Genomic DNA, 26002 nt, shown 5'->3' with positions numbered 1-26002 from the left:
TCACAGCTCCCAGCACAAGAATGATTTTTTGGTTATTAACAAATAGCTTCTTATTCCTTAGCGAATCTAAAAACCGTCCCTATACTGACTCGGTAACACACATACCGCTGGAGGCATTCACCCATGGGCAACGAATCGATTCGCTATTTGATAGTGCCGGGCTGGCAAGGATCGTCTGACGATCATTGGCAAACCCACTGGCAAAACAGCTTGCCGAACAGTGCTCGGGTGGAGCAAGCCGACTGGCTGACACCCCGCCGCGAAGACTGGATTGCTGCGTTGGCTGAAGCGATTGCCGCCGACAGCACACCGGTCATTCTGATTGCCCACAGCTTGGGTTGCATCACCGTCGCGCATTGGGCCGAACGCGCGCCCGCGAGTTTGCTGAGCCAAGTGCGCGGTGCTTTGCTGGTGGCCCCTGCCGATGTTGAACGCCCAACCTGCGCTCCCGCGCTGCGTAACTTTGCACCCATCCCGACGCAAACCCTGCCGTTCCCGAGCCACGTCGTCGGTTCGGACAACGATGCAGCGGCCAGCGCGCCTCGCGCCATGCAGTTCGCCCGTCAATGGGGCGCCGAGGTCGGCATTCTCAGCGGCGCCGGACATATCAACGTCAAGTCCGGCCATCAGCGCTGGGAGCAAGGGTTCGCCTTTTTGTATCGCCTGCAAACCCGCATTGAGCACGGTGCTCTACGCCGAGCCTGAATTTTTTGTGACGCCCGCGCCCACCCATCGGCGGCGGGCGGGAGCCTGCCATGAGTCAGCATGAAACCTTTGGTCAGCCACTGCTGACCTTTCCCGACGCAGAAAAAAGCCCACTGAGCATTCGCGCCAAAGCGCTGGTGTTTGTTGACCCGCGCTCGCGCCAATTACGTGACGACCTGCAACTGCTCGCCCCGCGTGCCTTGCCTGTACTGATTCGCGGCGAAACCGGCAGCGGCAAAGAACTGCTAGCCCGGCACATTCATCGCGCCAGCGACCGCCCCGGCTTGTTTGTATCGGTTAATTGCGGTGCGATTAGCCCGACCTATGCCGACGCCGAACTGTTCGGCTACGCACCTGGCGCCCACAGCAGTTCGGCCAGCAGCCGCGCCGGATGGTTTGGCTCGGCCAATGGCGGCACCTTATACCTGGATGAAATCGGTGATTTGCCGCTGGGTATTCAGGTCAAGCTCCTAGCGGCCCTCGAAACCCACGAAGTCACGCGAGTCGGCGCCCATCAACCAAGCCCGGTGGATGTGCGGCTGGTGGCGGCCACCAGCATCGATCTGGCGCAGGCTGTAAAAGCGGGCAAATTCCACGGGCGCCTGTATCACTACCTCAGCGAGGGGCAATTGGCGTTACCAGCCTTGCGCGAACGAGTGGGCGATATTTTGTCGCTGGCCGAATACTTTTTGGGCATCTACAGCCAGCGCCTTAACCTGCCAGTGCCGTTTATCAGTGACAGCGCGCAACGGGTACTGGAACGCCACAGTTGGCCAGGCAACACCCGTGAGCTGGAGAACGTGATTCACTTTGCGCTGCTGGTCAGCACGGGCGAAGAGATACAGCCCGAGCATTTAAACCTGCCCGACAGCCTGAGCCAGATTGAGCTGTTTATAAAAGGCGCCACGCCGCAGGAGTTGGCAGCACTGAAGAACCTGCTGCCGTAACCCCCACGTGTAGGCGTGATATTTAATAACCAAACGATCTAAGCGGATAATAAAATATTATTGTTCTGGAATAAAAAAGTTGGGTATTGTCCGCTCCGACTTCCAATAAAACCGTCATCTGAACGGTCATTTACTTAAGGACATTGCATGAAAAAGGTTCTGTTGTTTACCGCATTGGCGGCTGCTTTGACGGCAGGCCTAGCACAGGCTAACGAAAAGCTGGTGGTCGCTGCGACCCCGGTTCCGCACGCCGAAATCCTTGAGCTGATCAAACCGACCCTCGCCAAAGAAGGCGTTGATCTGGAAATCAAAGTCTTCACCGATTACGTTCAGCCGAACGTACAGGTCGCAGAGAAACGTCTGGACGCCAACTACTTCCAGACCCTGCCGTACCTCGAAAGCTTTAACAAAGGCAAAGGCACCAACCTGGAGACAGTGATCGGTGTTCACGTTGAACCGTTCGGCGGCTACTCGAAAAAAGTTAAAAACCTGTCTGAGCTTAAAGATGGCGCAACCATCGCCATTCCTAACGAAGGCAGCAACAGCGGCCGTGCGTTGATCCTGCTGCAAAAGGCCGGTTTGATCGAACTGAAAGACCCGACCAACGCCGTGTCCACGCCAAAAGATATTGCTAAAAACCCGCATAACTTCAAATTCAAAGAACTTGAATCCGCACTGCTGCCACGCGTGCTGGATCAGGTCGACCTGGACATGATCAACACCAACTACGCGCTGGAAGCGGGCCTGAACCCAGCCACCGACGCGCTGATCATCGAAGGGGCTGATTCGCCTTACGTTAACTTCCTGGTGGCGCGTCCAGACAACAAGGACAGCCCGGCTATCCAGAAACTGGCCAAAGCCCTGACCAGCCCGGAAGTGAAAGCGTTTATCGAGCAGAAATACAAAGGTGCGGTGCTGCCTGCGTTCTGATTGAGCGCCCGCTTCACTGAAAACGCCGACGGCTAGTAAAGCGTCGGCGTTTTTTATTGATTGGCAAAACTACCTAGCAGGTTTCACAGGTAGGCAAGGATATGGTTTGCGGCAAAGCTGAGCGGACATCCAGCAAAGAGCCAACCCACATGCCTCTTAAATGCTATGCCTACGATCCTTTGGATCGCTTAACAACGGATACAATCGACGCCCAACCGCCGATGCAGCGTTTTTATCAACATGAACGCTTGAACACGATACGCCAGGGTGAACATCGCCAGACTGTCTTCCAACACCGCGACCTATTGCTGGCCGAAAAACGCACATCAGAAACCCTGTTGATGAGCACCGACCTGCAACGCAGCGTCTTGCACTCCCTCAGCGGCGCACACCACTACCCGCGGGCTTACACCCCTTATGGTCATCATGGTGGGCAGCAGGGACTATTAGGGTTTAACGGAGAAGCACCCGATCCGTTGACCGGCCACTATCTGCTAGGCAACGGTCGCCGCGCGTACAACCCTGTATTGATGCGCTTTAACAGCCCCGACACGTTAAGCCCGTTTGGCAAAGGTGGGCTCAATACCTATGCGTATTGCTCTGGCGACCCGGTGAACCGTAGCGATCCCAGTGGGCAGTTCAGTCTGGTTCTCGCTTCAGCCGTCATTGGTTTTGCGGGTGCATTGCTGAGCACGCAGCCCAGCATGGGATTCATGAGCGCTGTGAAAAAAATCTGGAATAAAAAAATCAGTTTTAGAGCGGCAACCAAGGTTGCAACTACCGTCGGCACTGTCGGGGCAAGCGGCGTGACCCTCGCTCGTTTAACGTTGGCTGAGTACGCCCCAAACAGTGTGCCGACCCAATTACTGGTAACTGCCACAGTCCTCAGCGGTATAGCCGTTTCAGGAGGCGCAGTAGGAGCCGCCCTTCATCGCCTGAAAAAGGGCCCCTTCACGTGGGGCATAAAAAAGGCACCGGTTGCGGCTGTCCCCAGCCGTCCTCTCGAGGAAATTATTATTGATAGCTCTGCATCATCGATAACGCCTCAATCAAGCACGCTATCAAGAACGACTTCATCTCAATCATCCGAAAGCATGAGGGATAGCAACCAGGTAGCGGACATTCGAAAAGGATGATCTCAATCCGCCCAATGCCAAGCCGGTTGATCCAGCATTCTTTGCCCCACGACCTCGGTCTGACCAAGATTTTTTTCCAGCACGATGCAGTTGCACTCCGGGTCTTGCTGCAAGGCGGCAATCAGCCGCCGGGCGTGGGACACCACCCACACTTGGGAATGATGCGAGGTGCGAATAATCAACCGCGCCAGCGCGGGCAGCAGGTCGGGGTGCAGGCTAGTCTCGGGCTCGTTGAGCACCATCAGCGTCGGCGGGCGCGGCGTGAGCAGGGCGGCCACCAGCAGCAAGTAACGCAAGGTGCCGTCTGACAGCTCCGCCGCCGACAATGGCCGCAACAAACCCTCTTGATAGAACTCGACAGCAAAACGCCCTCCGGGCAACGCATTGATCTTCAGCCGCGCGCCGGGGAAGGCGTCACTGATGGCGCTGTGCAGGGCTTGCGGGTCGCCCATTTCGAGGATGGTTTGCAGGGCCGCCGCGAGGTCACGGCCATCGTGGTGCAGCACCGGCGTGCGCGTGCCCAGTTGCGGCTGACGGACCGGCGCATCAGGGTCGGTGCGAAAGTGATCATAAAAGCGCCAACCGCGAATCGACTCCCGCAGCCGCAGCACTTCGGGCGAGGCCTGCAGGCTGCCGACTTGATCGAACAAGCTGTCGAACATCGGCGTGTGTTGCGCCAGCACCTGCCAACTGCGCTCAGTACGGGCACGAATCATCGGGCCATTACGCTCCACCAGCTCACTGGCCGGGCGGTAGCTGGGGCCAACCCAAATGCTTTCATGCTTGATTTGCGGGTCGAGGGTAAACGCTGAACGCTCAGGTGGCGACACCCCCAAGGCGATGGCGTAGCTGAAGTCTTCGCCCGCAAAGCCCATGCGCAAGCGCTTGACCTTGTTACGCGGCCCGCCCTCGATGGCCACCTCGCCTGACTTCATGCGCCGCGAAACCACCTCGGGCCCCGCCCAGAACGTAGATTCCAACCCGCCTTCACGCGCCAGCGCATTGACCACCCCGCCCTGAGCCGTCTCGGCCAGTAAACGCAGTGCTCGGTACAGATTGGATTTACCGCTGCCATTTGGGCCGGTAATCAAATTGAGCCGGGCCAACGGGACGATCAACTGGTTGATGGAACGATAATTGGCCACCGCCAGAGTGGTGAGCATAGGGTGACCTCAAAACAGTGCGGGAAAGGCGTGCACAGAGTCCCACAAAGTCTGAACCCTGTTCTACGCTATGTGTCGTATCGTCCCGTAAATCGGCATCGCGCAAAGGAGTCTGCATGGCTGGTCAACGAATCAAGTGTGTTTGGGGCTTAAGCCTTTTGGCGCTCCTGACCGCTTGTGGCAAAGAAGGCCCCAAAGAGCCTTTGTCCCCACGGGTCTATGTGCAGCAGGTGAGCACGCGCGAATTTGCACCTCCCATTCAACTCAGCGGCGATATTCAGGCACGGGTCGAAACGCAGCTTTCATTCCGCGTGGGCGGCAAGATTATCGAGCGTAAGGTCGATGTGGGCGATCACATCCAGGCCAATAAAGTGTTGGCCCGTCTTGATCCCAAAGACCTGAAAATCCAGGTCCAAACCGCGCAGGCGAGCGTTTATGCGCAGCAGGCGCAAGTGGTGCAAACACGCGCTGCATTTATTCGTCAGCAAAAACTGCTGCCAAAAGGCTACACCAGCCAAAGCGAATACGATGCCGCCAACGCCGCGCAACTTAGCGCCCAAAGCGCCCTGACCGCCGCACAGGCGCAATTGGCCAATGCCCGCGAGCAACTGAGTTACAGCAACCTTGTCGCCGAAGCGCCAGGCGTCATCACCGCGCGCCAGGCCGAGGTCGGCCAAGTGGTGCAAGCCACCATGCCGATTTTTACCCTGGCCCGTGAGGGCGCCCGCGACGCGGTATTTAACGTGTACGAGTCGCTGTTTATTGAGCCGCCCAAAGACCCGACCGTGCAAGTCACGTTACTGAGCGACCCGACCATCAAGGTCAAGGGCCAGATCCGCGAGATCACCCCGACCGTGGCAGCGCAAAGCGGCACGCTACAAATCAAGGTGCAACTGGACACCTTGCCCAAGGGCATGGATTTAGGCTCGATTGTGACCGTCAACCTGAGCCCCGCGCCTCGTCCCAGCGTTGAGCTGCCATGGTCAGCCCTGACCAAAGATGTCTCGGAACCTGCGGTGTGGGTAGTCGACGGTCAAAACAGCGTGCGGATACAACGCGTGACCGTGGGGCGCTACCTCACCGGCAGCGTGATCATCAACGATGGCCTCAAGGACGGAGAGAACGTTGTGGTCGCAGGCGGACAATTGCTACACCCCGGCATGCAGGTCGAGATAGCGCCCACGCCAGAAGGGGGGATAGCGTTATGAACCGCCTATGGATAGCGCCCTTCGCGGCCGTATTGTTGCTGGGCTGCTCTGAAAAAAAGCCGCCTGAACAACCCGTCAGGCCCGTGCTCTACGTGGTGGCCAAACCCGACCTGACCCAACAGCTGGGGCGCTTTGCCGGCAACATTGAGGCCCGCTACGAAAGCACCTTGGGCTTTCGCGTGCCGGGCCGTATTGTTCGGCGCCTTCACGATGTCGGGGCCATGGTCAAAGAAGGCGAGATTTTAGCCAGCCTCGACCCCACCGATCAGCAGAACAATGTGCGCGCAGCCCAAGGCGATCTGGCCAAGGTCCAAGCGCAATTAATCAACGCCAAGGCCAATGCCCGCCGTCAGCAAGAGCTGTTCAATCAGGGCGTAGGCGCACAAGCGCAACTCGACGCGGCGCAAGCCGACCTCAAAACCACTGACGCGTCGATGCAACAGGCCGTCGCCGCGCTCAATCAGGCCAAAGACCAACTCAGTTACTGCAACCTGCGCGCAGACCATGACGCAGTGATCACCGATTGGGCGGTCGAGGCCGGTCAGGTGGTCAGTGTCGGTGAAGCCGTGACTACCTTGGCGCGCCCTGAAATCAAGGAAGCGGTGATCGACCTCCCCGCGACGCTGGCCGAAGCGCTGCCCAAAGACGTGGTGTTTTTTGTCGCTGGTCAACTCGACCCGAACGTCAACACCACCGCCCATATTCGCGAAATCGCGCCGCAGGCCGACAGCGCTACGCGCACCCGCCGCGTGCGGTTGACCCTCGACCAGACTCCGCCCGCCTTCCGCCTCGGCAGCTCCATCAGCGTGACCGTCAGCAGCCCGATTACCCAGCACTTCCAAGTGCCGCACACCGCCCTGCAAGAAACCGACGGCAAGACCCGCGTGTGGGTCGTCGACCCGCAAACACTCACCGCCAACACCCGGGAGGTGACCGTGTGGCGGCGTGACGGCAACACCGTGTTGCTTTCGGGCGGCATCAGCAGCGGGGACACCGTGGTCAGTGCGGGCACCTACAGCCTTAAACCCGGACAAAAAGTCAGACTCGACAAGGAAAGCTCGCAATGAATGGGAAATTCAACCTGTCCGAGTGGGCCCTCGAGCATCAGTCATTCGTGTGGTACCTGATGTTCGTCGCGGTGCTTGCCGGGTTCTTTTCGTACTTCAACCTGGGCCGCGCCGAAGACCCCAGCTTTACCATCAAAACCATGGTGATCCAGACCAAATGGCCCGGTGCCACGGTGGATGACACCATGCTGCAAATCACCGACCGCATCGAGAAAAAGCTCGAAGAGCTAGATACTCTCGACTACGTCCAGAGCTACACCCGGCCGGGCGAGTCCACGGTGTTTGTGTTTTTGAAAGACACCACCAAGGCCGAGCTCATCCCGCATATCTGGTACGAGGTGCGCAAAAAGATCGGCGACATTCGCGGCGACTTCCCTCAAGGCATCCAAGGCCCGGGGTTCGACGATGAGTTCGGTGATGTCTACGGCACGATTTACGCTTTTACCGGCGACGGCATCAGCATGCGTCAGTTGCGCGACTACGTCGAAGAGGTGCGCCTGGGGATCCGCGACATCCCCAATCGCGGCAAGATGATGACCATCGGCGAGCAGGCCGAAACCTTCTACCTCGACTTCTCGACCCGCAAACTGGCCGCTCTGGGCCTCGATCAACAGCACATTCTGCAAAGCCTGCAAGAGCAAAACGCCGTGACCCCGGCGGGCGTCATTGAAGCCGGGCCTGAGCGTATGTCGGTGCGCGCCTCCGGCCAGTTCCACAGCGTGGCCGACCTTGAGGCGGTCAACCTGCGGGTCAACAACCGCTTCTACCGACTGGCGGACGTGGCCGACATTACCCGCGGCTATGTCGACCCGGCCGCGCCGATGTTCCATTACAACGGCCAACCGGCCATCGGCCTGGCCGTGGCCATGAACACCGGCGGCAACATTCAGGAATTCGGCCAGCAACTGCAACAGCGCATCAATGAACTGACCGCGCAACTGCCGGTGGGCGTGGGCGTGCACATGGTCTCTGACCAGGCCGAGGTGGTTCAGGTGGCCGTGCACGGCTTCACCAGCGCGCTGTTTGAGGCGGTGATCATCGTCTTGGCGGTCAGTTTTATCAGCCTGGGCCTGCGCGCAGGCATGGTGGTGGCGATCTCTATCCCGCTGGTGCTGGCGCTGGTCTTTGTGTTCATGGAGTTCACCGGCATCGCCATGCAACGTGTGTCGCTGGGCGCGCTGATCATCGCCCTGGGCCTGCTGGTGGACGACGCGATGATCACCGTGGAGATGATGATCTCGCGGCTGGAGCTAGGCGAAACCAAACAGCAAGCCGCGACATTTGCCTACCACTCCACGGCCTTCCCGATGCTCACCGGGACCTTGGTCACGGTGGCGGGCTTTGTCCCGATTGGCCTCAATAACAGCGCGGCGGGGGAGTACACCTTCACCCTGTTCGCGGTGATCGGCGTCGCCCTGCTGGTGTCTTGGGTGGTGGCCGTGTTGTTTGCCCCGGTGCTGGGCGTGCACGTACTGCCCTCCAAGGTTAAACCCAAGCCTCAAAAACCAGGACGGCTGGCCCAGGCCTTCAACACCGGCCTGCTGTGGTGCATGACCCATCGTTGGTGGACCATCGGCGGCACGGCAGCGATGTTCCTGGCCTCGGTGGTGGGCATGACCTTTGTGCAAAACCAGTTCTTCCCGGCCTCTGAGCGCCCTGAAATCCTGGTGGATTTGAACCTGCCGCAAAACGCCTCGATCCAGGAAACCCTCAAAGTCACCCAACGCTTTGAAGCCTCGCTCAAGGACGACCCGGACATCGTGCGCTGGAGTACCTACGTGGGCGAGGGCGCGATCCGTTTCTACCTGCCCCTGGACCAGCAACTGCAAAACCCGTTCTTCGCCCAGTTGGTGATCGTCAGCACCGGGCTTGAGAGCCGCGACGTATTGATGGAGCGCCTGAACAAACGCCTGCGTGAAGAATTTGTCGGCATCGGCAGTTACGTGCACACCCTGGAACTGGGCCCGCCCGTGGGCCAACCGCTGCAATACCGGGTGAGCGGCCCGAACATCGACCAGGTGCGCAAACACGCCATCGACCTGGCCACCGTGCTGGACGCCAACCCGAACGTGGGGGAAACCCTGTTCAACTGGAACGAACCGGGCAAGGTGCTGCGGGTCGACATCGCGCAGGACAAGGCTCGCCAGTTTGGCTTGTCATCCGAAGACGTCGCGCAAGTGATGAACAGCATCGTCACCGGCGCCACCGTCAGCCAGGTCAAAGACAGCATCTACTTGATCGACATCGTCGGCCGGGCCAATGGCAGCGAGCGCAACACGCCAGAGACCCTGCTCAACCTGCAAATCACCACACCGAGCGGCACCTCGATCCCGTTGCTGGCGTTTGCCTCGGTGCGTTACGAGCTGGAGCAGCCGCTGGTCTGGAGCCGTGACCGCATACCGACCTTGACCCTCAAGGCTGCGGTGCGCGGCAACATTCAGGCGGTTGACCTGGTGGACGAGCTCAAACCGACCATCGATGACTTTATCGCCAAGCTGCCTCAAGGCTATAAGGTCGAAACCGGCGGCACCGTGGAGCAAAGCGCCAAGGCCCAAGGCCCGATTGCCAAAGTCATCCCGTTGATGCTGTTTTTGATGGCGACTTTTTTGATGATCCAACTGCAAAGCGTGCAGAAAATGTTCATCGTGGTCAGCGTCGCGCCGCTGGGCCTGATTGGCGTGGTGTTGGCGCTGGTGCCCACCGGCACGCCGATGGGCTTTATCGCGATTCTGGGGATCCTGGCGCTGATCGGCATCATCATTCGTAACACGGTGATTCTGGTGACCCAAATCGACCAGTTCGAACGCGACGGCTTCGACCCGTGGCACGCGGTGGTACAGGCCACGCATCACCGTCGTCGGCCCATCCTGCTGACCGCCGCAGCGGCCAGTCTGGGCATGATCCCGATTGCGCGTGACGTGTTCTGGGGGCCGATGGCGTACGCCATGATCGGCGGCATCATCTCGGCCACCCTACTGACGCTGTTGTTTTTGCCGGCGCTGTACGTGGCCTGGTACAGAATCAAAGAGAACAAAAACCCACCACCGGCCATCCACTGACGGCTAACGCCTAATCCTGTAGGAGCTGCCGAAGGCTGCGATCATTTGATGTTCAAGATCAAAAGATCGCAGCCTTCGGCAGCTCCTACGGGGGGGTTACACCTCGCGTAACACCAACACCCCCAGCACGTCGCAGCCTTCTTGCAACAACAGCGACGTCGCCTCGCACACCGCACTCAAATCATGCGGGTCGCTGCTGTAGGCGTTCATGTGGGACAAACTGCGCAACAAATTCTTGGCCGCCTGAAAACGCTGCTCGGCACACGTGAGCAGGGCAGACACAGAGGCGCGGGTATCGATGAAGAGAACATTGGAATCGACAGGATTGTCGGTTTGCGGAAGGTAATGCGACATGGTGGAACTCCAATATGTTGAGGAGCCACTTCATCAGCTTGCATGCAGAAAGAAGGTGGCTGTTGTGCGCAGGTATGCAAGACCGGTTATTGGGACCCGGCAGATCCGAAGATCTCCCACGCACAACCGCCATAACGCCTATTGCAGGCGCGAGCCTACCAAAGCGATATGAAAAGTTGAAATCCAATAATCAGGCTTGCATGCCCGAACGCTGATGATTCAGCGACGGGGCGGACTATAGGCAGCCCGCAACAGGCATCACAATGGGGCTCAGTGCGCGCAAGCCGCATCCCACACAAGTCCGGGAAAGGTCTGTAATCGCGTTGCCTGAATCGCGAGCAAGCCCGCTCCCACAGGTGTTGCACAGGCCTGTAGGAGCGGGCTTGCTCGCGAGAGGCTCAACGCACCAAATGCAGGAACTGCATATGGCGTTCGTACTGGTCGAGGATGTCGTTGATGATTTGCTCTTTGGTGTAGCCGGTCAGGTCGTAGTCCTGGCTGCCTTCACTCAAGTGCACTTCGGCGCGGTAGTAACGGCGGTTGCGCAGTTGCTCTTTTTTGCCAAACCCGCCACGGGCGAAGGACGGCGTGAAGTAGCCACGCATCTGCACCTGATAGATGAACGGGTGCTCTTCGCCGTGGCCGATTTCCAGGCTTACGTTGTCGTTGGCCGGGTCGGGCTGGGTGACAACGTTGAGACCTTTTTCGCGGAACACCGCGCTCACGTCTTCAATCGCCGGGCGCACGGTGGTGTCCATGAAACGGTACACCTCGTCTCGTGACGGGAAGTGCACGGCCTGACTCAAGCGCTGACGCCATCCCCCACGCCCACGGCGCGAAGCCGATACCGGCGCCAACGAGTGCATCTGAGCAATTTGTTTCTGCGATTCGAGGTAGAACGCCTTATGCAGGCCCCACATCATGAGCAGCAAGATCAGCGAGAACGGCAGCGACGTCAGCACCACCGCCGACTTGAGCGCATCAATACTGCCCGAGAACAGCAGCGCGCTGGTCACCAGCGCGGTCATCGCGCCCCAGAACACCCGCAGCCATTTGGGGCCGTCTTCATCGGCGTTGTTGCCACGCGCCGATAGCGTCGACAACACCACGGTGCCGGAGTCGGCCGAGGTCACGAAGAACACAAAACTGATGAACACCGTCACGGCGATCACCGTTTTACTCCACGGGTAGGTTTCGAGCAGCAGGTACAACGTGCGCGACGGGTCGTCGATGGCCGACTGGCCAAGGGCTACCATGCCGTGGTTGAGCACTTGATCGATGGCGCTGTTGCCGAAAATCGACATCCACGCCAGGGTGAAGCCCAACGGAATCAGCAGCACGCCAAATACGAATTCGCGGATGGTGCGGCCACGGGAGATACGCGCAATAAACAGGCCCACAAACGGCGACCATGCGATCCACCACGCCCAATAGAACACGGTCCAACCGCCCAGCCAGTCGCTTGGCTTGTCATAGGCATACACGTCAAAACTCTTGGTCGGCAAGGCGCCCAAGTAGTCGCCTATGTTCTGGATCAAGGTGTTGAGCAAGTGCTGAGTGGGTCCGGCGAACAGCACAAACAGCAGCAGCGCACAGGCCAGCAGCATGTTGATGTCGGACATCACACGCACGCCTTTGTCGACGCCCGCGATGGCCACCAGAATGGCCGCGCCCATCATCAGGGTGATCAAGCCCACCTGAATCCATTGGGTATGCGGCATGCCGAACAGGTAGTCGAGGCCGGAGTTGAGGTGCAACACCCCAAAACCCATGTCGGCGCCCAGACCAAACACCGTGGCGATGATGCCGAAGCCGTCTACCGCATAGCCGATAGGCCCGTTAATGCGCTTGCCGATCAGCGGGTACAGCGCCGAACGCAGCGCCAGCGGCAGGTTGTGCCGGTAAGCGAAGTAGGCCAGCGCCATGCCGACAAAGGCAAACACACCCCAGCCGTGCAGGCCCCAGTGCAGAAACAGCAACTGCATAGCCTGACGCGCGGCCGCATCAGTACCTGCCGGGCCTTGAGGCGGGGCGAGCATATGGGTGAGGGGTTCTGATACACAGAAGAAAAATAGCGTGATGCTGATCCCGGCGGCGAAGAGCATGCCCGCCCAGGAGAGGTAACTGAACTCAGGTTCGTCGTGGTCGGCACCGAGCTTTATCTTGCCGTAGCCAGACAAGGCGGTGACGACCACGAAGATCAGATACAGGGTCATCGCTAACATGTAGTACCAGCCGACCGTATTGGCCGCCCAGGTTTGTGCAGCGAGCAGCCATTCACCGGCCGCTTTAGGCATGGAAATAACCACCAGGCCGAAGATCAAAATGAACGCGGCGGCAAAGTAAAACACCGGCGGGTTCATGCGAATCACAGACGTCTGCGACGTCGCTGGTGCACTCATAGGATGTGCACCTTATTGAGATGAAACGGGCATAAAAAGAGCGAATTCGGCAAAGGTAAGCCTCCTGTTGTGAGCGGGCAGCGGACCACCGTTTAACTTGAACGAGCGTTCAAGTTAAACATGAATGCCGTGTTAGGACTAATCGCTACCCTTGGCTACACGTGTCTTACGTTAGCTCATGGCAAGGTATGACACATACCAGCGAACAAACGTTCAGCCTTTATGGCTAGGGGCTATCAGGGATTTGCCGACGGTAGGTCGCGGGCGGAATTTGAGGGGGTGAAAAAAAATTCAAAAAAATAGAACAGAAGGGTTTTTGGTTAAAAAACCGGCAGATTTTGGATTCCGATCAGTGCGTGGAAGCTCCCATGAGGATCCACCGAACGGCTGGGCAGTAACGCGTTCACTTTTACTTCAAGCTCCTGACTTAATGACCCCGCTCAATATGAATGTCCAAACGCACTCTGCCCATATTCATCGACTTTAAAGTTCAGGGTTAGAACTGCCTTTGCTTGGGTGCCGATACAACAACAAGAACGATTACGATCACATCCAGCAAAATACCTATCCAACCTAGCAACGTGTCAAATCGGAATAAAAAAACCACCCACGCATGTAATAGCGCAACTAATACAAGCCAGACATTTGAGATTACAAAAACCGTCACTTGAATCCAAAAATCGTACAAAGAAGCGCTAAACGAGAACAAAATTCCTAAAATCGCAGCCAATAACGCTAAGAATCCGAAAAAAATCAACACCATAAAAGCGATAGCAAATACTGAATTTTCACTTGAACTTATAGCTGGAGCATAGATGAGGCATGCATAACTCAACGCCAGTAAAAAAATAGCAATTAGTAAACGCACGAGCTGACTCATGTATAGCCCTTTATGGGATATCAATAATTTATTGACATACCCTAAGGTTTATTCGAAAAGACAACTATAGAGAAACGGCCATTATTGATGTCGGACTTTTCCGCTACTCCGTATTAAAATTCTGGGCACAGTGTTAGAACGCCGACAAATTCAACGGTCTTATTTCACCCATCCAAATCGCATGATCGGTGTGATCCAGCAGGTCATTGCCCGTGTCGGGATGCAAAAATATCACCAGTCCGTGCCGACTGATGGCCAGCCACGGCAATACAATGCCCAGCAGTTCGGGGCCGAACGCCAGTTGGCAGCTCCAGTCTGGGTGCGGGCCGACCAGGCGCTCGTGAACGCGGCCCATGCTGATGCCAAACCGGTGCGCGGCTTCTTCGCATAAGGTGCGCGCCTGCTCGATGGTGCTGGCGTCGAAATAGACGTGGGCGTGGTAGCCCTTGATTCGTTGCATAAGCGCCTCTTGATTGTGTGCTGCACGCATTATTAATGTGGGAGCGGGCTTGCTCGCGATGCAGACGGTGCGGTGTATGCGAGCAAGCCCGCTCCCACAGAGGTAACCTTGTACGCGCACTCTAAACCCACACCAAGCGAGAGCGTTATGCCCCGGCTCAACCGCGCTGACATCCTGCCATTTCTGAACTGGCTGCCCAAACAAACCCGCGCAAGCGTAGGACGTGATGCGCTGGTGGGCTTGAGTGGTGCAATTCTGGCACTGCCGCAGTCCATCGCCTACGCGTTGATTGCAGGATTACCCGCTGAGTACGGGCTATATGCTGCCATTGTGCCAGTAATTATTGCGTGCTTGTGGGGCTCGTCGTGGCATTTGATCTGCGGTCCGACGGCTGCCATCTCGATTGTGCTGTTTGCCAGTGTCAGCCCGCTGGCGGTGCCCGGCACGCAGGATTACATCGGCCTGATCCTGCTACTGACGTTTTTGGCGGGGATTTTCCAGTGGCTGCTGGGAATGCTGAAGTTCGGCGCGCTGGCCAATTTTGTCTCACATTCAGTGGTGGTCGGGTTCACCCTCGGCGCGGCGGTGGTGATTGCGCTGGGCCAGTTACCCAATGTGCTGGGCGTTGATGTGCCGGGCAAAGCCACGGCACTCGACAGCCTGCTAACGCTGTTGCGCCATGTGCGCGACTTCGATCCCGCTTCGTTGGGGCTCGGGGTAGGGACGATGCTGGTGGGCGCCGCACTCAAACGCTGGCTGCCACGCTGGCCGACGCTGTTACTCACCTTGGTGCTCGCCAGCCTGACCGTGTGGCTGCTGCCACCGGTGTTTGGGCACGTGCAGTTGGTACAGGCGTTTGTGGGGCGTTTGCCGCCGTTTAGCCCGCTGCCGCTGGATATTGAAACGCTGCTGCGCCTGCTGCCCAGTGCCGTAGCAGTGGGCATGCTGGGGCTGGTGACCAGTTTGTCGATTGCCCGCTCGTTAGCGGCACGTTCGCAGCAGATGCTTGACGCTAATCAGGAGATTCGCGCACAAGGCTTGTCCAACATCTTCGGCGCTTTGTTCTCGGGGTATTTGTCCTCCGGCTCATTCACCCGCTCGGGGCTCAACTATGAAGCCGGCGCCCGCTCGCCATTGGCCGGGGTATTTTCCGCGCTGTGGGTGGCGCTGTTTGCGATCACCGGCTCAGCGCTGATTGCGCACATCCCGATCCCGGCCATGGCGGGCAGTATTTTGCTGATCAGTTGGGGGCTGGTGGACACACGCGGCATTCGTGCGCTGTGGCGCGTGAGCCGCGCCGAGTTCGCAGTGATGGCGCTGACCTGCGTCGCTACCTTACTGCTGGAGCTGCAAACGGCGATTTATGCCGGGGTGCTGGCCTCGCTTTTTTTCTATCTCAAGCGCACATCGCGGCCGCGTATTCAGCAGTGGATTGACGGGGATGAAGAGATTTTGCGCGTCGGCGGCTCGATTTTTTTCGGCGCCAGCCATTACCTGCAAGTGCGCTTGCAACGCACCCATGGCAAGCGGGTGGTAGTTGAGGCGCAGCAGATCAACTTTATCGACTACTCGGGGGTTGAGATGCTGCATCAGGAAGCGCGCAGATTGCTGGGGTTAGGCCGCAGCCTAACCTTGCGTAGGGCGCGGACGCAGGTGGTTGAGGAATTGATGAAACTGGAAGGGCCAGACAAGTGCCCCATCCAGTTTGAACGCTAACAATCCCTGTAGGAGCGCAATGCTGTTTACTTAAGCGATTTCTGCCTCTGTGGGAGCGGGCTTGCTCGCGATGGGCGATAACGAAGACGCCTATTTACTGAGCAAATGCGGTGTTCTGAACACCATCGCGAGCAAGCCCGCTCCCACACTTAAGTGGCGTTGCTCTCAAGTGAACAGCAGGCGGCGTACCTCGGCCAGCACTGGGGCCGTGTCCGGGCGCACGCCGCGCCACAAATAAAAGGCTTCTGCCGCCTGTTCGGCCAACATGCCAAGGCCGTCCATGACCTGACCCGCACCCTGCTCGGTGGCCCACACGCAAAACGGCGTTGGCTCTTTGCCGTACATCATGTCGTAGCACAGGGTTTGACCCGGCTCGATCAGGCTACTAGCAATTGGCGGCACTTCACCGGCCAAGCTGGCCGAGGTGGCGTTGATGATCAAGTCGACCGGCTCGTGCAGCCAGTCAAAACCACTGGCTGCCACCGGACCCAGATCGCTAAACAGTTCGGCCAGCACTTCGGCTTTATCGACCGTGCGGTTGGCGATGGTCACTGAGGCCGGGCTTTCAGCCAGCATCGGTTCTAGCACGCCACGCACCGCGCCACCTGCACCGAGGATGAGGATGCGTTTGCCCTTGAGGCTAAAGCCCGCATTCACCGTCAGGTCGCGCACCAAACCTGCGCCGTCGGTGTTGTCACCCAACAAGGTGCCGTCTGCCTGTTTGCTCAGGGTATTCACCGCGCCAGCCCGTTGCGCACGAGGCGTCAGGCTGTTGGCCAAACGGTAGGCATCTTCCTTGAACGGCACTGTGACGTTGGCCCCGCGCCCCTCTTGGAAAAACGCCGAGGCGCAGCCAGCGAAGTCATCCAGCGGCGCCAGTAAAGCGTCGTATTGCATCGACTGCCCGGTTTGCTCGGCAAACAGGCGCTGTAATACCGGCGATTTGCTGTGGGCAATCGGGTTACCAAAAACGACGTAACGATCCATCAGGCACGTTCCTCGGGCAATATCAGGCGTTGACTAACCAGTCGCGGTCTTGCAGGAAGTAGTCTGTCAGACGCGCTTCGGCACTGCCAGGCTCGGCTTTCCAGTCATAGCCCCAGCGCACGTGTGGCGGCAGCGACATCAGGATCGACTCGGTGCGCCCGCCCGATTGCAGGCCGAACAGGGTGCCACGGTCGTAGACCAGGTTGAATTCAACGTAGCGCCCGCGCCGGTATTCTTGGAATTCACGCTGTTGGGCAGTGTAGGCGTCGGCTTTACGGCGCTGAACAATCGGCAAATAGGCGTCGATATACGCGTCGCCAATCGCACGAATGAAGGCGAAGCACGTGTCGAAATCCCACTCGTTCAGGTCATCAAAGAACAGGCCGCCGATGCCACGCGGCTCGTTGCGGTGTTTGATATGGAAGTAGCGGTCGCACCAGGCTTTGTAGCGCGGGTACACGTCAGCGCCAAACGGCGCACACGCTTGCTCGGCCACACGGTGCCAATGCACACAGTCTTCTTCGACGCCGTAATAGGGCGTGAGGTCGAAACCGCCGCCAAACCACCAGACCGGCTCTTCGCCTTCTTTTTCAGCGATGAAAAAACGCACGTTGGCGTGGGAAGTCGGCACATGCGGGTTGTGCGGGTGGATCACCAACGACACACCCAAGGCTTCAAAGCCACGGCCCGCAAGCTCAGGGCGATGCGCGCTGGCCGAGGGCGGCAAGCCGCTGCCAAACACGTGGGAAAAGTTGACACCACCTTTTTCGATTACGTGGCCGTTTTCGATCACGCGGGTGCGTCCGCCGCCGCCCGCTGGGCGCTCCCACGCATCTTCAACGAAGCGCGTACCGCCGTCTTCGGTTTCCAGAGCGGAGCAAATGCGGTCTTGAAGGTCGAGCAAGTAGGCTTTTACAGCCTCAGTGCGGGTAGTCATGACATCACCTTTTTAGGTCAACGCTACGCGGCACTCCGTCTGAGCGGGCCGGCGGCAAAGGGCGGCTAGCATAACACCGCACTCGGCCTCGCCACAGTTGACGAAGATCACGGTAAAGCGTTGGATAGGGCCTTCGTCAATTCAGCGAGGACAGTGCAGATGGCTAAGCGTATCCAGTTTCGGGCCCACGGCGACCCAGAAGTGCTTGAGTATGTCGACTACCAACCCGCCGAGCCGGGCCCGCAGCAAGTGCGGGTACGCAACCAGGCCATTGGCCTGAACTTCATCGATACCTACTACCGCAGTGGCCTGTACCCGTTGCCTGAGTTGCCGTCTGGCCTGGGCAACGAAGGCGCGGGCTTTGTCGATGCCGTCGGCAGTGAGGTGCACACCGTTAAAGTCGGCGACCGCGTGGCCTACGGCACTGGACCTCTGGGGGCAAACAGCGAATTGCACGTATTGCCAGCCGCGAACGTGGTGAAGCTGCCCGACGATATTTCGTTTGAACAAGCGGCCGCTGTGATGCTCAAGGGCCTGACCGTGCAGTACTTGCTGCGTCAGACGTACGAGTTAAAAGGCGGCGAAACCGTACTGTTTCACGCAGCAGCCGGTGGCGTTGGCTCGATTGCCTGCCAATGGGCCAAGGCGCTGGGCGTAAAGTTGATCGGTACGGTCAGTTCGGCAGAGAAAGCCGCGCATGCCAAGGCACTGGGCGCTTGGGAAACCATCGACTATAGCCATGAAGACGTGGCCCAGCGGGTGCTGGAGTTGACCGACGGCAAGAAGGTCCCGGTGGTGTATGACGGCGTCGGCAAAGACACCTGGCTCACGTCGCTGGACAGTTTGGCGCCACGCGGGCTGATGGTCAGTTTTGGTAATGCGTCGGGAGCAGTGACCGGGGTAAACCTGGGGATTTTGTCGCAGAAGGGCTCGCTGTACGTGACCCGGCCAACGCTGGCGAGCTACGCCAACAACGCCGAGAACCTGCAAAAAATGGCCGACGAGCTGTTCGAGATGATCCGCAGCGACAAGATCAAGGTTGAGATCAGCCAGCGCTTTGCACTGAAAGATACCGCCAAGGCGCACATCGAATTGTCAGCCCGCCGTACGACCGGCTCGACGATTTTGTTGCCGTAATACAAAACCTGTAGCTGCTGCCGAAGGCAGCGATAAGGCCCGAAAGACCTTCGCTTTCAGCGGCGGCGGCTACAGGGTTTTGATGTTCAGGAAGGACGCACAATCCTGCCGGTCGCCAGATCACGGATCAGACTCGGGTTTTTACGCCCGCCTAAATTGCCACCCAACACGTAATCAACCTGCCCTCGAAAGTACTGTTCAACTTTCAGTCGCGTCCGCGCTGCCGGCAAACCCGCAGGGTTGGCTGACGTCGAGACAATTGGCCCCACCAACGAGCACAACTCACGCACTTGCGGATGATCGCTCACCCGCAATGCAACGGTTTCATGCTGGCCGGTGATCCACTCCGGCAATAAGCCCTGATGCGGCACCAGCCACGTGTTTGGCCCCGGCCAAGTACTGGCCATGCGGTCGAGCCACACGTGCGGGAAGTCTTCGAACAGAAAGTCGAATTGGTGAATGTTATCGGCCACCAGAATCAGGCCTTTATCCACAGGGCGAGACTTGATCGCCAACAAGCGCTCCACCGCTTCTTCATCCCACGGGTCGCAACCCAAACCCCAGACAGCTTCGGTGGGATAGGCGATTACCGCGCCTGCGCGAATGGCTCTTGCTGCTTGTTGGACGCGCCAGGTGCTGAGCATTGAATGTCTCCAAATAGGTACTGGGCGCAGTGTACTTAGCTGGCGCGAGCAAACCAACGCCCGGCCTCTAGCACGACGTGCCCGTCGAGCTCCAGTTCGGTCAGCGCAGCCAACAGCCGGGGCAAGTCCCAGCCGCTGGCGCACACCAGCGCCTCACTGGTGTGGGGCGCTGCTAGCAACAATTGCACTAATGAATGACAGCTGTGAGTAAACAGTTCAGGGGTGGACAACGGCATCGAACGCCAGCCGCGCAAGCCTTCGAGGATGTGTTCGACGGTTTCAACCAAGGTGGCGCCATCGCGTATCAGTTGATGACAGCCCCTCGCACCGGGGTGGTGGATAGAACCCGGCAACGCATACACCTCGCGGCCTTGTTCGGCCGCCAAACGGGCCGTGATCAGCGAACCGCTGGCCACGCTGGCCTCTACCACCAGCACGCCCAACGATAAACCGCTGATGATTCTGTTTCGCCGTGGGAAGTTTGCCGGCAGCGGCCCGGCATCCAACGGGAACTCCGAAACCACGGCACTACCACTCTCGATCATGGCGTCGGCCAGCACACGATGGCGCTGTGGATAAAGTTTTTCCAACCCCGTGCCCAGTACACCAATTGTCTGCCCGCCAATGTCCAGAGCGGCCTGATGCGCGGCCCCATCAATGCCCAGCGCCAGACCGCTGGTAATCACAAAACCTGCACCTGCCAGACAGCGTGAAAAGGCCGCCGCGGTGTCGAGCCCCGGTCTTGAGGCCCGGCGGCTTCCAACCATCGCCAGTTGTGGCTTTTCCAGAATAGAAGGGTCGCCAGCCACGAACAGTAAGGGCGGCGGGTCTTTGATTTCGCCCAGCAACGCCGGGTAATCGGGCTGATCATGCAACACCACATGGTGCTTGCAGCCCTCAAGCCAGCGCATTGCAGCGCTGGCGCCGTCACGAATTTCGGGGCTGCGGCGCGCCTCACTGCTCACCGCAGGCAACCCCAACGCCCGCCAGGCACTGGCGGGTGCGCTGAGCGCCGAACTGGCTGAGCCAAAGGCTCGGAACAGGCCGTGATAGCGCTGTGTGCCGACCTCGGGCAAGCGGTGCAAACGCAAACGGGCTTCCAGCTCTGCCGGGGAAATATCAGACATCGACATGGGATCATCCTTGATCTGTTTCAGCAGCGTTACGCAAACAACAACCTGTGGATAAGTCTGTTAACAAGTTGTTCAGCAAACGATGGAAAAAGCTGGGTTGAACGCCCGGCTAGTCCTTGAAATAACGCCTCGAAACCCAACCTTAGTTGAAGGCGCAACACAGGCCGCACACATTGGTTTCAAGCTGCGACACGACACGGCTGGCGCCCACGGCATGCAGCTGGGCAGCTAGTCGTTTCATCCGGTGTTGAATCCCTTTAATATGTGCGCTCGCGTGAAACGCCAGAGCCCGAGCGGGCTCTCTCTGAAGGAGACGTTTTGCACAGGTTGCCGAGTCTTCAAGACCCCCTGACAACCGTTTTTGAATCTTTCACACAGTGCCCCTATCAAACTTATGGCTATTTTAAACATCCTCGAATTCCCAGACTCGCGTCTGCGCACCATCGCCAAACCGGTGACGGTTGTGGACGACAGCGTCCGTCAGTTGATCGATGACATGTTTGAAACCATGTACGAAGCGCCTGGCATTGGTCTGGCCGCAACCCAGGTCAACGTGCACAAGCGCATCGTGGTCATGGACCTGAGCGAAGACCGCAGCGAGCCGATGGTGTATATCAACCCCGAGTTCGAAACCCTGACCGATGAGATGGGCCAGTACCAAGAAGGCTGCCTCTCGGTGCCGGGTTACTACGAAAACGTAGATCGCCCGCAACAGGTCAAAATCAAAGCGCTGGACCGTGACGGCAAGCCGTTTGAAATGATCGCCGAAGGCCTGCTGGCGGTGTGCATTCAGCACGAATGCGACCACCTTAACGGCAAGCTGTTCGTCGATTACCTGTCTACGCTCAAGCGTGACCGGATCAAGAAGAAGCTGGAAAAACTGCACCGCCAGAACGCTTGATTCCAACATCCAAATAGTGACGCAGCCCTTGTAGCCGCTGTCCAGGCACGAAGGCTGCGATCGGGCGCGAAGCGGCCGTAATCCAGGCTCCACCGATATGCCTGATGTACCGTATCGCCGGGTTTTGCGACTGCTACGCAGCCTTCGTGCCTCGACAGCGGCGACAGGTATCTCGCAGGATTATTCCCGCGCCTTCCCCCATTCCAAGTGAGTAATCCATGACTGAGCCACTGCGCATCGTCTTTGCTGGCACCCCCGAATTTGCCGCTGAACATCTCAAGGCGCTGCTCGACAGCCCCTACGAGATTGTCGCGGTGTACACCCAACCGGATCGTCCGGCCGGGCGCGGGCAAAAGCTGATGCCAAGCCCGGTCAAGCAGTTGGCGTTGGAACACAACATCGTGGTCATGCAACCGCCCACCTTGCGCGCACCAGAAGCGCAAGCCGACCTCGCGGCCCTCAAGCCAGACCTCTTAGTGGTGGTGGCATACGGCCTGATCCTGCCGCAAGTGGTGCTGGATATTCCGCGTCTGGGCTGTATTAACAGCCACGCGTCCTTGCTGCCACGTTGGCGCGGGGCGGCGCCGATTCAACGCGCCGTTGAAGCGGGCGATGCCGAGAGTGGGGTAACGGTGATGCGCATGGAGGCGGGTCTAGACACCGGCCCTATGCTGCTCAAATCCGTAACCCCCATCACCCCCGAAGACACCGGTGGCAGCCTGCACGACCGTCTGGCCGAGCTGGGGCCGCCTGCCGTTCTCGAAGCCATCAAAGGGTTGGCCGCTGGCACGTTGCAAGGCGAAGTACAGGACGACAGCCTAGCGACCTACGCCCACAAGCTGAATAAAGACGAAGCTCGCATCGACTGGAGCCGCCCGGCGGTTGAATTGGAGCGCCTGATTCGGGCCTTCAACCCGTGGCCGATCTGCCACAGCACGCTCAATGGCGAAGCGCTGAAAGTACTGGCCGCTACCCTGGCAGACACCAAAGGCGAGCCGGGGCAGATTCTCGCCGCTAGCAAAGACGGCCTGATCGTTGGCTGTGGCGAAGGCGCGTTGTGCCTGACACGTCTGCAATTGCCAGGCGGCAAAGCGCTGAACTTCAGTGATTTATTCAACAGCCGTCGTGAGAAATTCGCCGTTGGCACCGTTCTGGGCGCCGCACAATGAACCCGCGTCTGGCTGCCGCCAAGGCACTGACCGCCGTCCTCAACGGCAAGGCATCGCTCAACAGTTCGTTGCCGCTGCAACTGGACAAGGTTGAAGCCCGCGACCGTGGCCTAACTCAGGACCTGGCGTTCGGCACCGCGCGTTGGTATCCGCGCTTGTCGGCGCTGGCCAATAAGCTGCTGCAAAAACCCTTCAAGGCCGCCGATGCAGACGTTGAAGCGCTGCTGTTGGTGGGGCTGTATCAACTGCTCTACACCCGCATTCCGGCTCATGCCGCGATTGGCGAAACCGTGGGCTGCGCCGACAAGCTGAAAAAACCGTGGGCCAAAGGCCTGCTCAACGCCGTGTTGCGCAACGCCCAGCGCGACAGTGAAGCCTTGCTGGCTGAGCTTGAGCACGACCCGGTGGTGCGTACCGCCCACCCGCGCTGGCTGCAAAAATCGCTAAAAGCGTTCTGGCCTGAACAGTGGGAAGCCATCTGCGCCGCCAACAACGCGCATCCGCCGATGATTCTGCGGGTCAATCGCCGTCACAAGACCCGCGATGCCTACGTGCAGTTGCTGGTTGAAAGCGGCATCGAAGCGCAACCGTGTGTGTACAGCCAAGACGGCATCGTGTTGGCCGACGCGTGCGACGTGCGCAACCTGCCGGGCTTTGCCGAAGGTTGGATCAGCGTGCAGGACGAAGCCGCACAATTGGCCGCCGACCTGCTGGACCTGGCGCCCGGCCAACGCGTACTCGACGCCTGCTGCGCACCCGGCGGCAAGACCTGTCACATTCTTGAGGTTGAGCCCAAGCTCGCGGGCGTGGTGGCGGTCGATCTGGAAGCCAAACGTTTGGTGCGCGTGCGCGAGAACCTTGAGCGTCTGGGCCTGAGTGCCGAGTTGATTGCCGCCGATGGCCGCGACACCGCAACCTGGTGGGACGGCAAGCCGTTCCAGCGCATCTTGCTGGATGCCCCGTGTTCGGCAACGGGCGTTATTCGTCGTCACCCGGACATCAAACTGACCCGTCAGCCAGACGACATTGCCGCCCTCGCTACCTTGCAAGGCGAGTTGCTGGACGCGATGTGGCCTACGCTGGAAGTTGGCGGCATCTTGCTGTACGCGACGTGCTCGACGTTGCCGACCGAAAATACCGAAGTGATTGAAGCCTTTTTGGCCCGTACGCCGGGCGCACGTGAGCTGGATATCGCCGGGCAGTTTGGTATCAAGCAGCCGCACGGGCGCCAGCTGTTGGCGCAAGAGGGCGGGCATGATGGTTTCTACTACGCCAAATTGATCAAAATCGCTGCCGCTCGCGGCTAACGGCTGTAACAGGGAATGACGGCATGAAAATCATCATCCTCGGCGCAGGACAGGTCGGCGGCACACTGGCTGAGCATTTGGCCAGCGAGGCCAATGACATCACCGTGGTCGACACCGATGGCGACCGCCTGCGTGATTTGGGCGACCGTCTCGACATTCGTACCGTGCAAGGCCGCGCTTCGCTGCCCAACGTGTTGCGCCAGGCCGGTGCCGACGATGCCGACATGCTGGTGGCAGTGACCAACAGCGACGAGACCAACATGGTCGCGTGCCAAGTGGCCTACACGCTGTTCCATACCCCGACCAAGATCGCCCGGGTGCGCGAATCGGCCTACCTCACGCGCGGCGAAGAACTGTTCGACAACGATGCGATTCCGGTCGATGTGTTGATCAGCCCTGAGCAAGTGGTGACCAACTACATCAAGCGTCTGGTTGAGCACCCCGGCGCCTTGCAGGTGATCGACTTTGCCGACGGCAAAGCGCAGCTGGTGGCGGTCAAGGCGTACTACGGCGGCCCGTTGATTGGTCAGCAATTGCGCCAACTGCGTGAGCACATGCCGAACGTGGACACCCGGGTGGCGGCGATTTTCCGACGTGATAGACCGATCACGCCGCGCGGCGACACCGTCATTGAAGCCGACGATGAGGTATTTTTCATCGCTGCCAAAGCCAACATTCGCGCGGTGATGAGCGAAATGCGCCGGCTCGATGAAAGCTACAAACGCATTGTGATTGCTGGTGGTGGGCAGATTGGCGAGCGCTTGGCCGAGGCCATCGAAAGCCGTTATCAGGTCAAAATCATCGAGATGAACCCAGCCCGTTGCCGTTATTTGTCCGACACGCTCGACAGCACCGTGGTGCTGCAAGGCAGCGCGTCAGACCGTGACCTGATGCTTGAAGAGAACATCGCCGACGCCGACCTGTTTTTAGCCCTGACCAACGACGACGAGGCCAACATCATGTCCTCGTTGCTGGCCAAGCGCCTGGGCGCAAAAAAAGTGATGACTATCATCAACAACCCGGCCTATGTGGACTTGATCCAGGGCGGCGAGATCGACATCGCCATCAGCCCGCAGCTAGCAACCATCGGCACCTTGCTGGCGCACGTGCGCCGTGGCGACATAGTCAGCGTGCACTCGCTGCGCCGGGGTGCAGCCGAAGCCATCGAGGCGATTGCCCACGGTGATTCGAAGTCGAGCAAGGTGATTGGCCGCCGTATTGGTGAAATCCACCTACCGCCGGGTACCACGATTGGCGCGATTATTCGCGACGAAGAAGTGCTGATTGCCCACGACGCCACAGTGATTAATGCCGGCGACCACGTGATTTTGTTCCTGGTGGATAAAAAGCATATTCGTGACGTGGAGAAGCTGTTCCACGTGGGCTTAAGTTTTTTCTAAAGGGAGACGGCAATGCTGGAGTCACTGGAAAAAATGCTGGCCAAGGGTGTGGATAACGCTTTATTGCGCTTTGGTTTGGGCAAGGGTTATCTCGACCTTGGGGATAACCTCAAGGCGGCGGAGCATTTGCAGCGTTGTGTTGAGTTTGACCCCAAGTACTCAGCGGCCTGGAAGTTACTGGGCAAAGCCCGGTTGGCGGCCGAAGATCGTGCGGCAGCGCGCGCCGCGTGGGAGCAGGGGCTCAGTGCAGCCCAAGCCCATGGCGACAAACAGGCCGAGAAAGAAATGACCGTGTTTTTGAAGAAACTGGATAAACAACCGCCCTCACTGTAGAAACCGGTACATCCTTTACACATCTGA

The 26002-nt window shown here is 58.8% G+C and carries 23 protein-coding genes; 14 read left to right on the top strand and 9 right to left on the bottom strand.

Annotated features, from left to right (window positions below):
• Positions 1-123: 123 nt before the first annotated feature.
• The 4 genes from B347_RS0121750 to B347_RS25635 all read left to right on the top strand — a co-directional run bounded on the left by B347_RS0121750 (position 124) and on the right by B347_RS25635 (position 3718).
• Entirely contained in the window at positions 124-705 is a 582-nt protein-coding gene (locus tag B347_RS0121750; RefSeq protein WP_019411810.1) for an alpha/beta hydrolase, read from the top strand.
• Between the two features lie 50 nt (positions 706-755).
• Entirely contained in the window at positions 756-1652 is an 897-nt protein-coding gene (locus tag B347_RS0121745; RefSeq protein WP_019411809.1) for a sigma 54-interacting transcriptional regulator, read from the top strand.
• 147 nt (positions 1653-1799) lie between these two features.
• Positions 1800-2582: a MetQ/NlpA family ABC transporter substrate-binding protein gene (locus B347_RS0121740; protein WP_019411808.1), complete on the top strand. Its 783-nt coding sequence runs from the start codon at positions 1800-1802 to the stop codon at positions 2580-2582.
• Positions 2583-2731: 149 nt separating this feature from the next.
• Positions 2732-3718 (top strand): RHS repeat-associated core domain-containing protein, encoded by a 987-nt coding sequence (locus B347_RS25635; RefSeq protein ID WP_019411807.1) that lies wholly within the window; start codon positions 2732-2734, stop codon positions 3716-3718.
• 2 nt (positions 3719-3720) lie between these two features.
• On the opposite strand, the gene B347_RS0121730 is transcribed toward B347_RS25635, so the two are convergent.
• The gene (locus B347_RS0121730) at positions 3721-4881 is read right to left on the bottom strand and encodes an AAA family ATPase (RefSeq protein ID WP_019411806.1); all 1161 of its coding nucleotides are present in this window, start codon (positions 4879-4881) and stop codon (positions 3721-3723) included.
• A gap of 116 nt (positions 4882-4997) precedes the next feature.
• Here B347_RS0121730 and B347_RS0121725 point away from each other — a divergent pair, with 116 nt between their 5' ends.
• From B347_RS0121725 to B347_RS0121715, 3 genes are read left to right on the top strand one after another with little or no spacing between them, the layout of a single operon-like run.
• The gene (locus B347_RS0121725) at positions 4998-6089 is read left to right on the top strand and encodes an efflux RND transporter periplasmic adaptor subunit (RefSeq protein WP_019411805.1); all 1092 of its coding nucleotides are present in this window, start codon (positions 4998-5000) and stop codon (positions 6087-6089) included.
• Complete coding sequence (locus tag B347_RS0121720) at positions 6086-7156, top strand: efflux RND transporter periplasmic adaptor subunit (RefSeq protein WP_019411804.1); 1071 nt, start codon at positions 6086-6088, stop codon at positions 7154-7156. The genes B347_RS0121725 and B347_RS0121720 overlap by 4 nt, the downstream gene beginning before the upstream one ends.
• The gene (locus B347_RS0121715; protein ID WP_019411803.1) at positions 7153-10215 is read left to right on the top strand and encodes an efflux RND transporter permease subunit; all 3063 of its coding nucleotides are present in this window, start codon (positions 7153-7155) and stop codon (positions 10213-10215) included. The genes B347_RS0121720 and B347_RS0121715 overlap by 4 nt, the downstream gene beginning before the upstream one ends.
• A 96-nt stretch (positions 10216-10311) precedes the next feature.
• Here B347_RS0121715 and B347_RS0121710 read toward each other — a convergent pair whose 3' ends face one another.
• From B347_RS0121710 to B347_RS0121695, 4 genes are all read right to left on the bottom strand, one after another.
• On the bottom strand, positions 10312-10569 hold the full coding sequence (locus tag B347_RS0121710) for a hypothetical protein (RefSeq protein ID WP_019411802.1): 258 nt from the start codon (positions 10567-10569) through the stop codon (positions 10312-10314).
• A 398-nt stretch (positions 10570-10967) separates the two neighbouring features.
• Complete coding sequence (gene betT / locus B347_RS0121705; protein ID WP_019411801.1) at positions 10968-12971, bottom strand: choline transporter BetT; 2004 nt, start codon at positions 12969-12971, stop codon at positions 10968-10970.
• 496 nt (positions 12972-13467) lie between these two features.
• Positions 13468-13851, bottom strand: a complete 384-nt coding sequence (locus B347_RS0121700; RefSeq protein WP_019411800.1) for a hypothetical protein — start codon at positions 13849-13851, stop codon at positions 13468-13470.
• A gap of 133 nt (positions 13852-13984) precedes the next feature.
• Complete coding sequence (locus B347_RS0121695) at positions 13985-14311, bottom strand: DOPA 4,5-dioxygenase family protein (RefSeq protein WP_019411799.1); 327 nt, start codon at positions 14309-14311, stop codon at positions 13985-13987.
• A 147-nt stretch (positions 14312-14458) separates the two neighbouring features.
• Here B347_RS0121695 and B347_RS0121690 point away from each other — a divergent pair, with 147 nt between their 5' ends.
• Positions 14459-16027, top strand: a complete 1569-nt coding sequence (locus B347_RS0121690; RefSeq protein WP_019411798.1) for a SulP family inorganic anion transporter — start codon at positions 14459-14461, stop codon at positions 16025-16027.
• Between the two features lie 165 nt (positions 16028-16192).
• Here B347_RS0121690 and aroE read toward each other — a convergent pair whose 3' ends face one another.
• Both aroE and hemF read right to left on the bottom strand, forming a co-directional pair.
• Positions 16193-17014, bottom strand: a complete 822-nt coding sequence (gene aroE, locus B347_RS0121685) for a shikimate dehydrogenase (RefSeq protein ID WP_019411797.1) — start codon at positions 17012-17014, stop codon at positions 16193-16195.
• 22 nt (positions 17015-17036) lie between these two features.
• Positions 17037-17951 carry an oxygen-dependent coproporphyrinogen oxidase gene (gene hemF / locus B347_RS0121680; protein ID WP_019411796.1) on the bottom strand — a complete coding sequence of 305 codons (915 nt, stop codon included), beginning with the start codon at positions 17949-17951 and terminating at the stop codon, positions 17037-17039.
• A gap of 159 nt (positions 17952-18110) precedes the next feature.
• Between hemF and B347_RS0121675 the strand changes: the two genes are divergently transcribed.
• Positions 18111-19088 (top strand): NADPH:quinone reductase, encoded by a 978-nt coding sequence (locus B347_RS0121675; RefSeq protein ID WP_019411795.1) that lies wholly within the window; start codon positions 18111-18113, stop codon positions 19086-19088.
• An 86-nt stretch (positions 19089-19174) separates the two neighbouring features.
• Here the strand turns inward: B347_RS0121675 and B347_RS0121670 are convergent, their stop codons facing one another.
• The gene (locus tag B347_RS0121670) at positions 19175-19732 is read right to left on the bottom strand and encodes an L-threonylcarbamoyladenylate synthase (RefSeq protein ID WP_019411794.1); all 558 of its coding nucleotides are present in this window, start codon (positions 19730-19732) and stop codon (positions 19175-19177) included.
• A 35-nt stretch (positions 19733-19767) separates the two neighbouring features.
• Positions 19768-20865 carry a DNA-processing protein DprA gene (gene dprA, locus B347_RS0121665; protein ID WP_019411793.1) on the bottom strand — a complete coding sequence of 366 codons (1098 nt, stop codon included), beginning with the start codon at positions 20863-20865 and terminating at the stop codon, positions 19768-19770.
• Between the two features lie 394 nt (positions 20866-21259).
• On the opposite strand from dprA, the gene def reads away from it, so the two are divergent.
• From def to B347_RS0121635, 5 genes are all read left to right on the top strand, one after another.
• A complete protein-coding gene (gene def, locus B347_RS0121655) occupies positions 21260-21766 on the top strand; it encodes a peptide deformylase (protein ID WP_019411791.1) in 507 nt (168 codons plus the stop codon).
• 218 nt (positions 21767-21984) lie between these two features.
• Complete coding sequence (gene fmt, locus B347_RS0121650) at positions 21985-22935, top strand: methionyl-tRNA formyltransferase (RefSeq protein WP_019411790.1); 951 nt, start codon at positions 21985-21987, stop codon at positions 22933-22935.
• Complete coding sequence (gene rsmB, locus B347_RS0121645; protein ID WP_019411789.1) at positions 22932-24242, top strand: 16S rRNA (cytosine(967)-C(5))-methyltransferase RsmB; 1311 nt, start codon at positions 22932-22934, stop codon at positions 24240-24242. The genes fmt and rsmB overlap by 4 nt, the downstream gene beginning before the upstream one ends.
• A 23-nt stretch (positions 24243-24265) precedes the next feature.
• The gene (gene trkA / locus B347_RS0121640) at positions 24266-25642 is read left to right on the top strand and encodes a Trk system potassium transporter TrkA (protein WP_019411788.1); all 1377 of its coding nucleotides are present in this window, start codon (positions 24266-24268) and stop codon (positions 25640-25642) included.
• 12 nt (positions 25643-25654) lie between these two features.
• Complete coding sequence (locus tag B347_RS0121635) at positions 25655-25975, top strand: hypothetical protein (protein ID WP_019411787.1); 321 nt, start codon at positions 25655-25657, stop codon at positions 25973-25975.
• Positions 25976-26002: the final 27 nt, after the last annotated feature.

The organism is Pseudomonas psychrophila HA-4 (genome assembly GCF_000282975.1).
GTDB classification, from domain to species: domain Bacteria; phylum Pseudomonadota; class Gammaproteobacteria; order Pseudomonadales; family Pseudomonadaceae; genus Aquipseudomonas; species Aquipseudomonas psychrophila_A.
The sequence above is the reverse complement of the archived record's forward strand: the minus strand, read 5'-3'. Positions and strand labels throughout refer to the sequence as shown.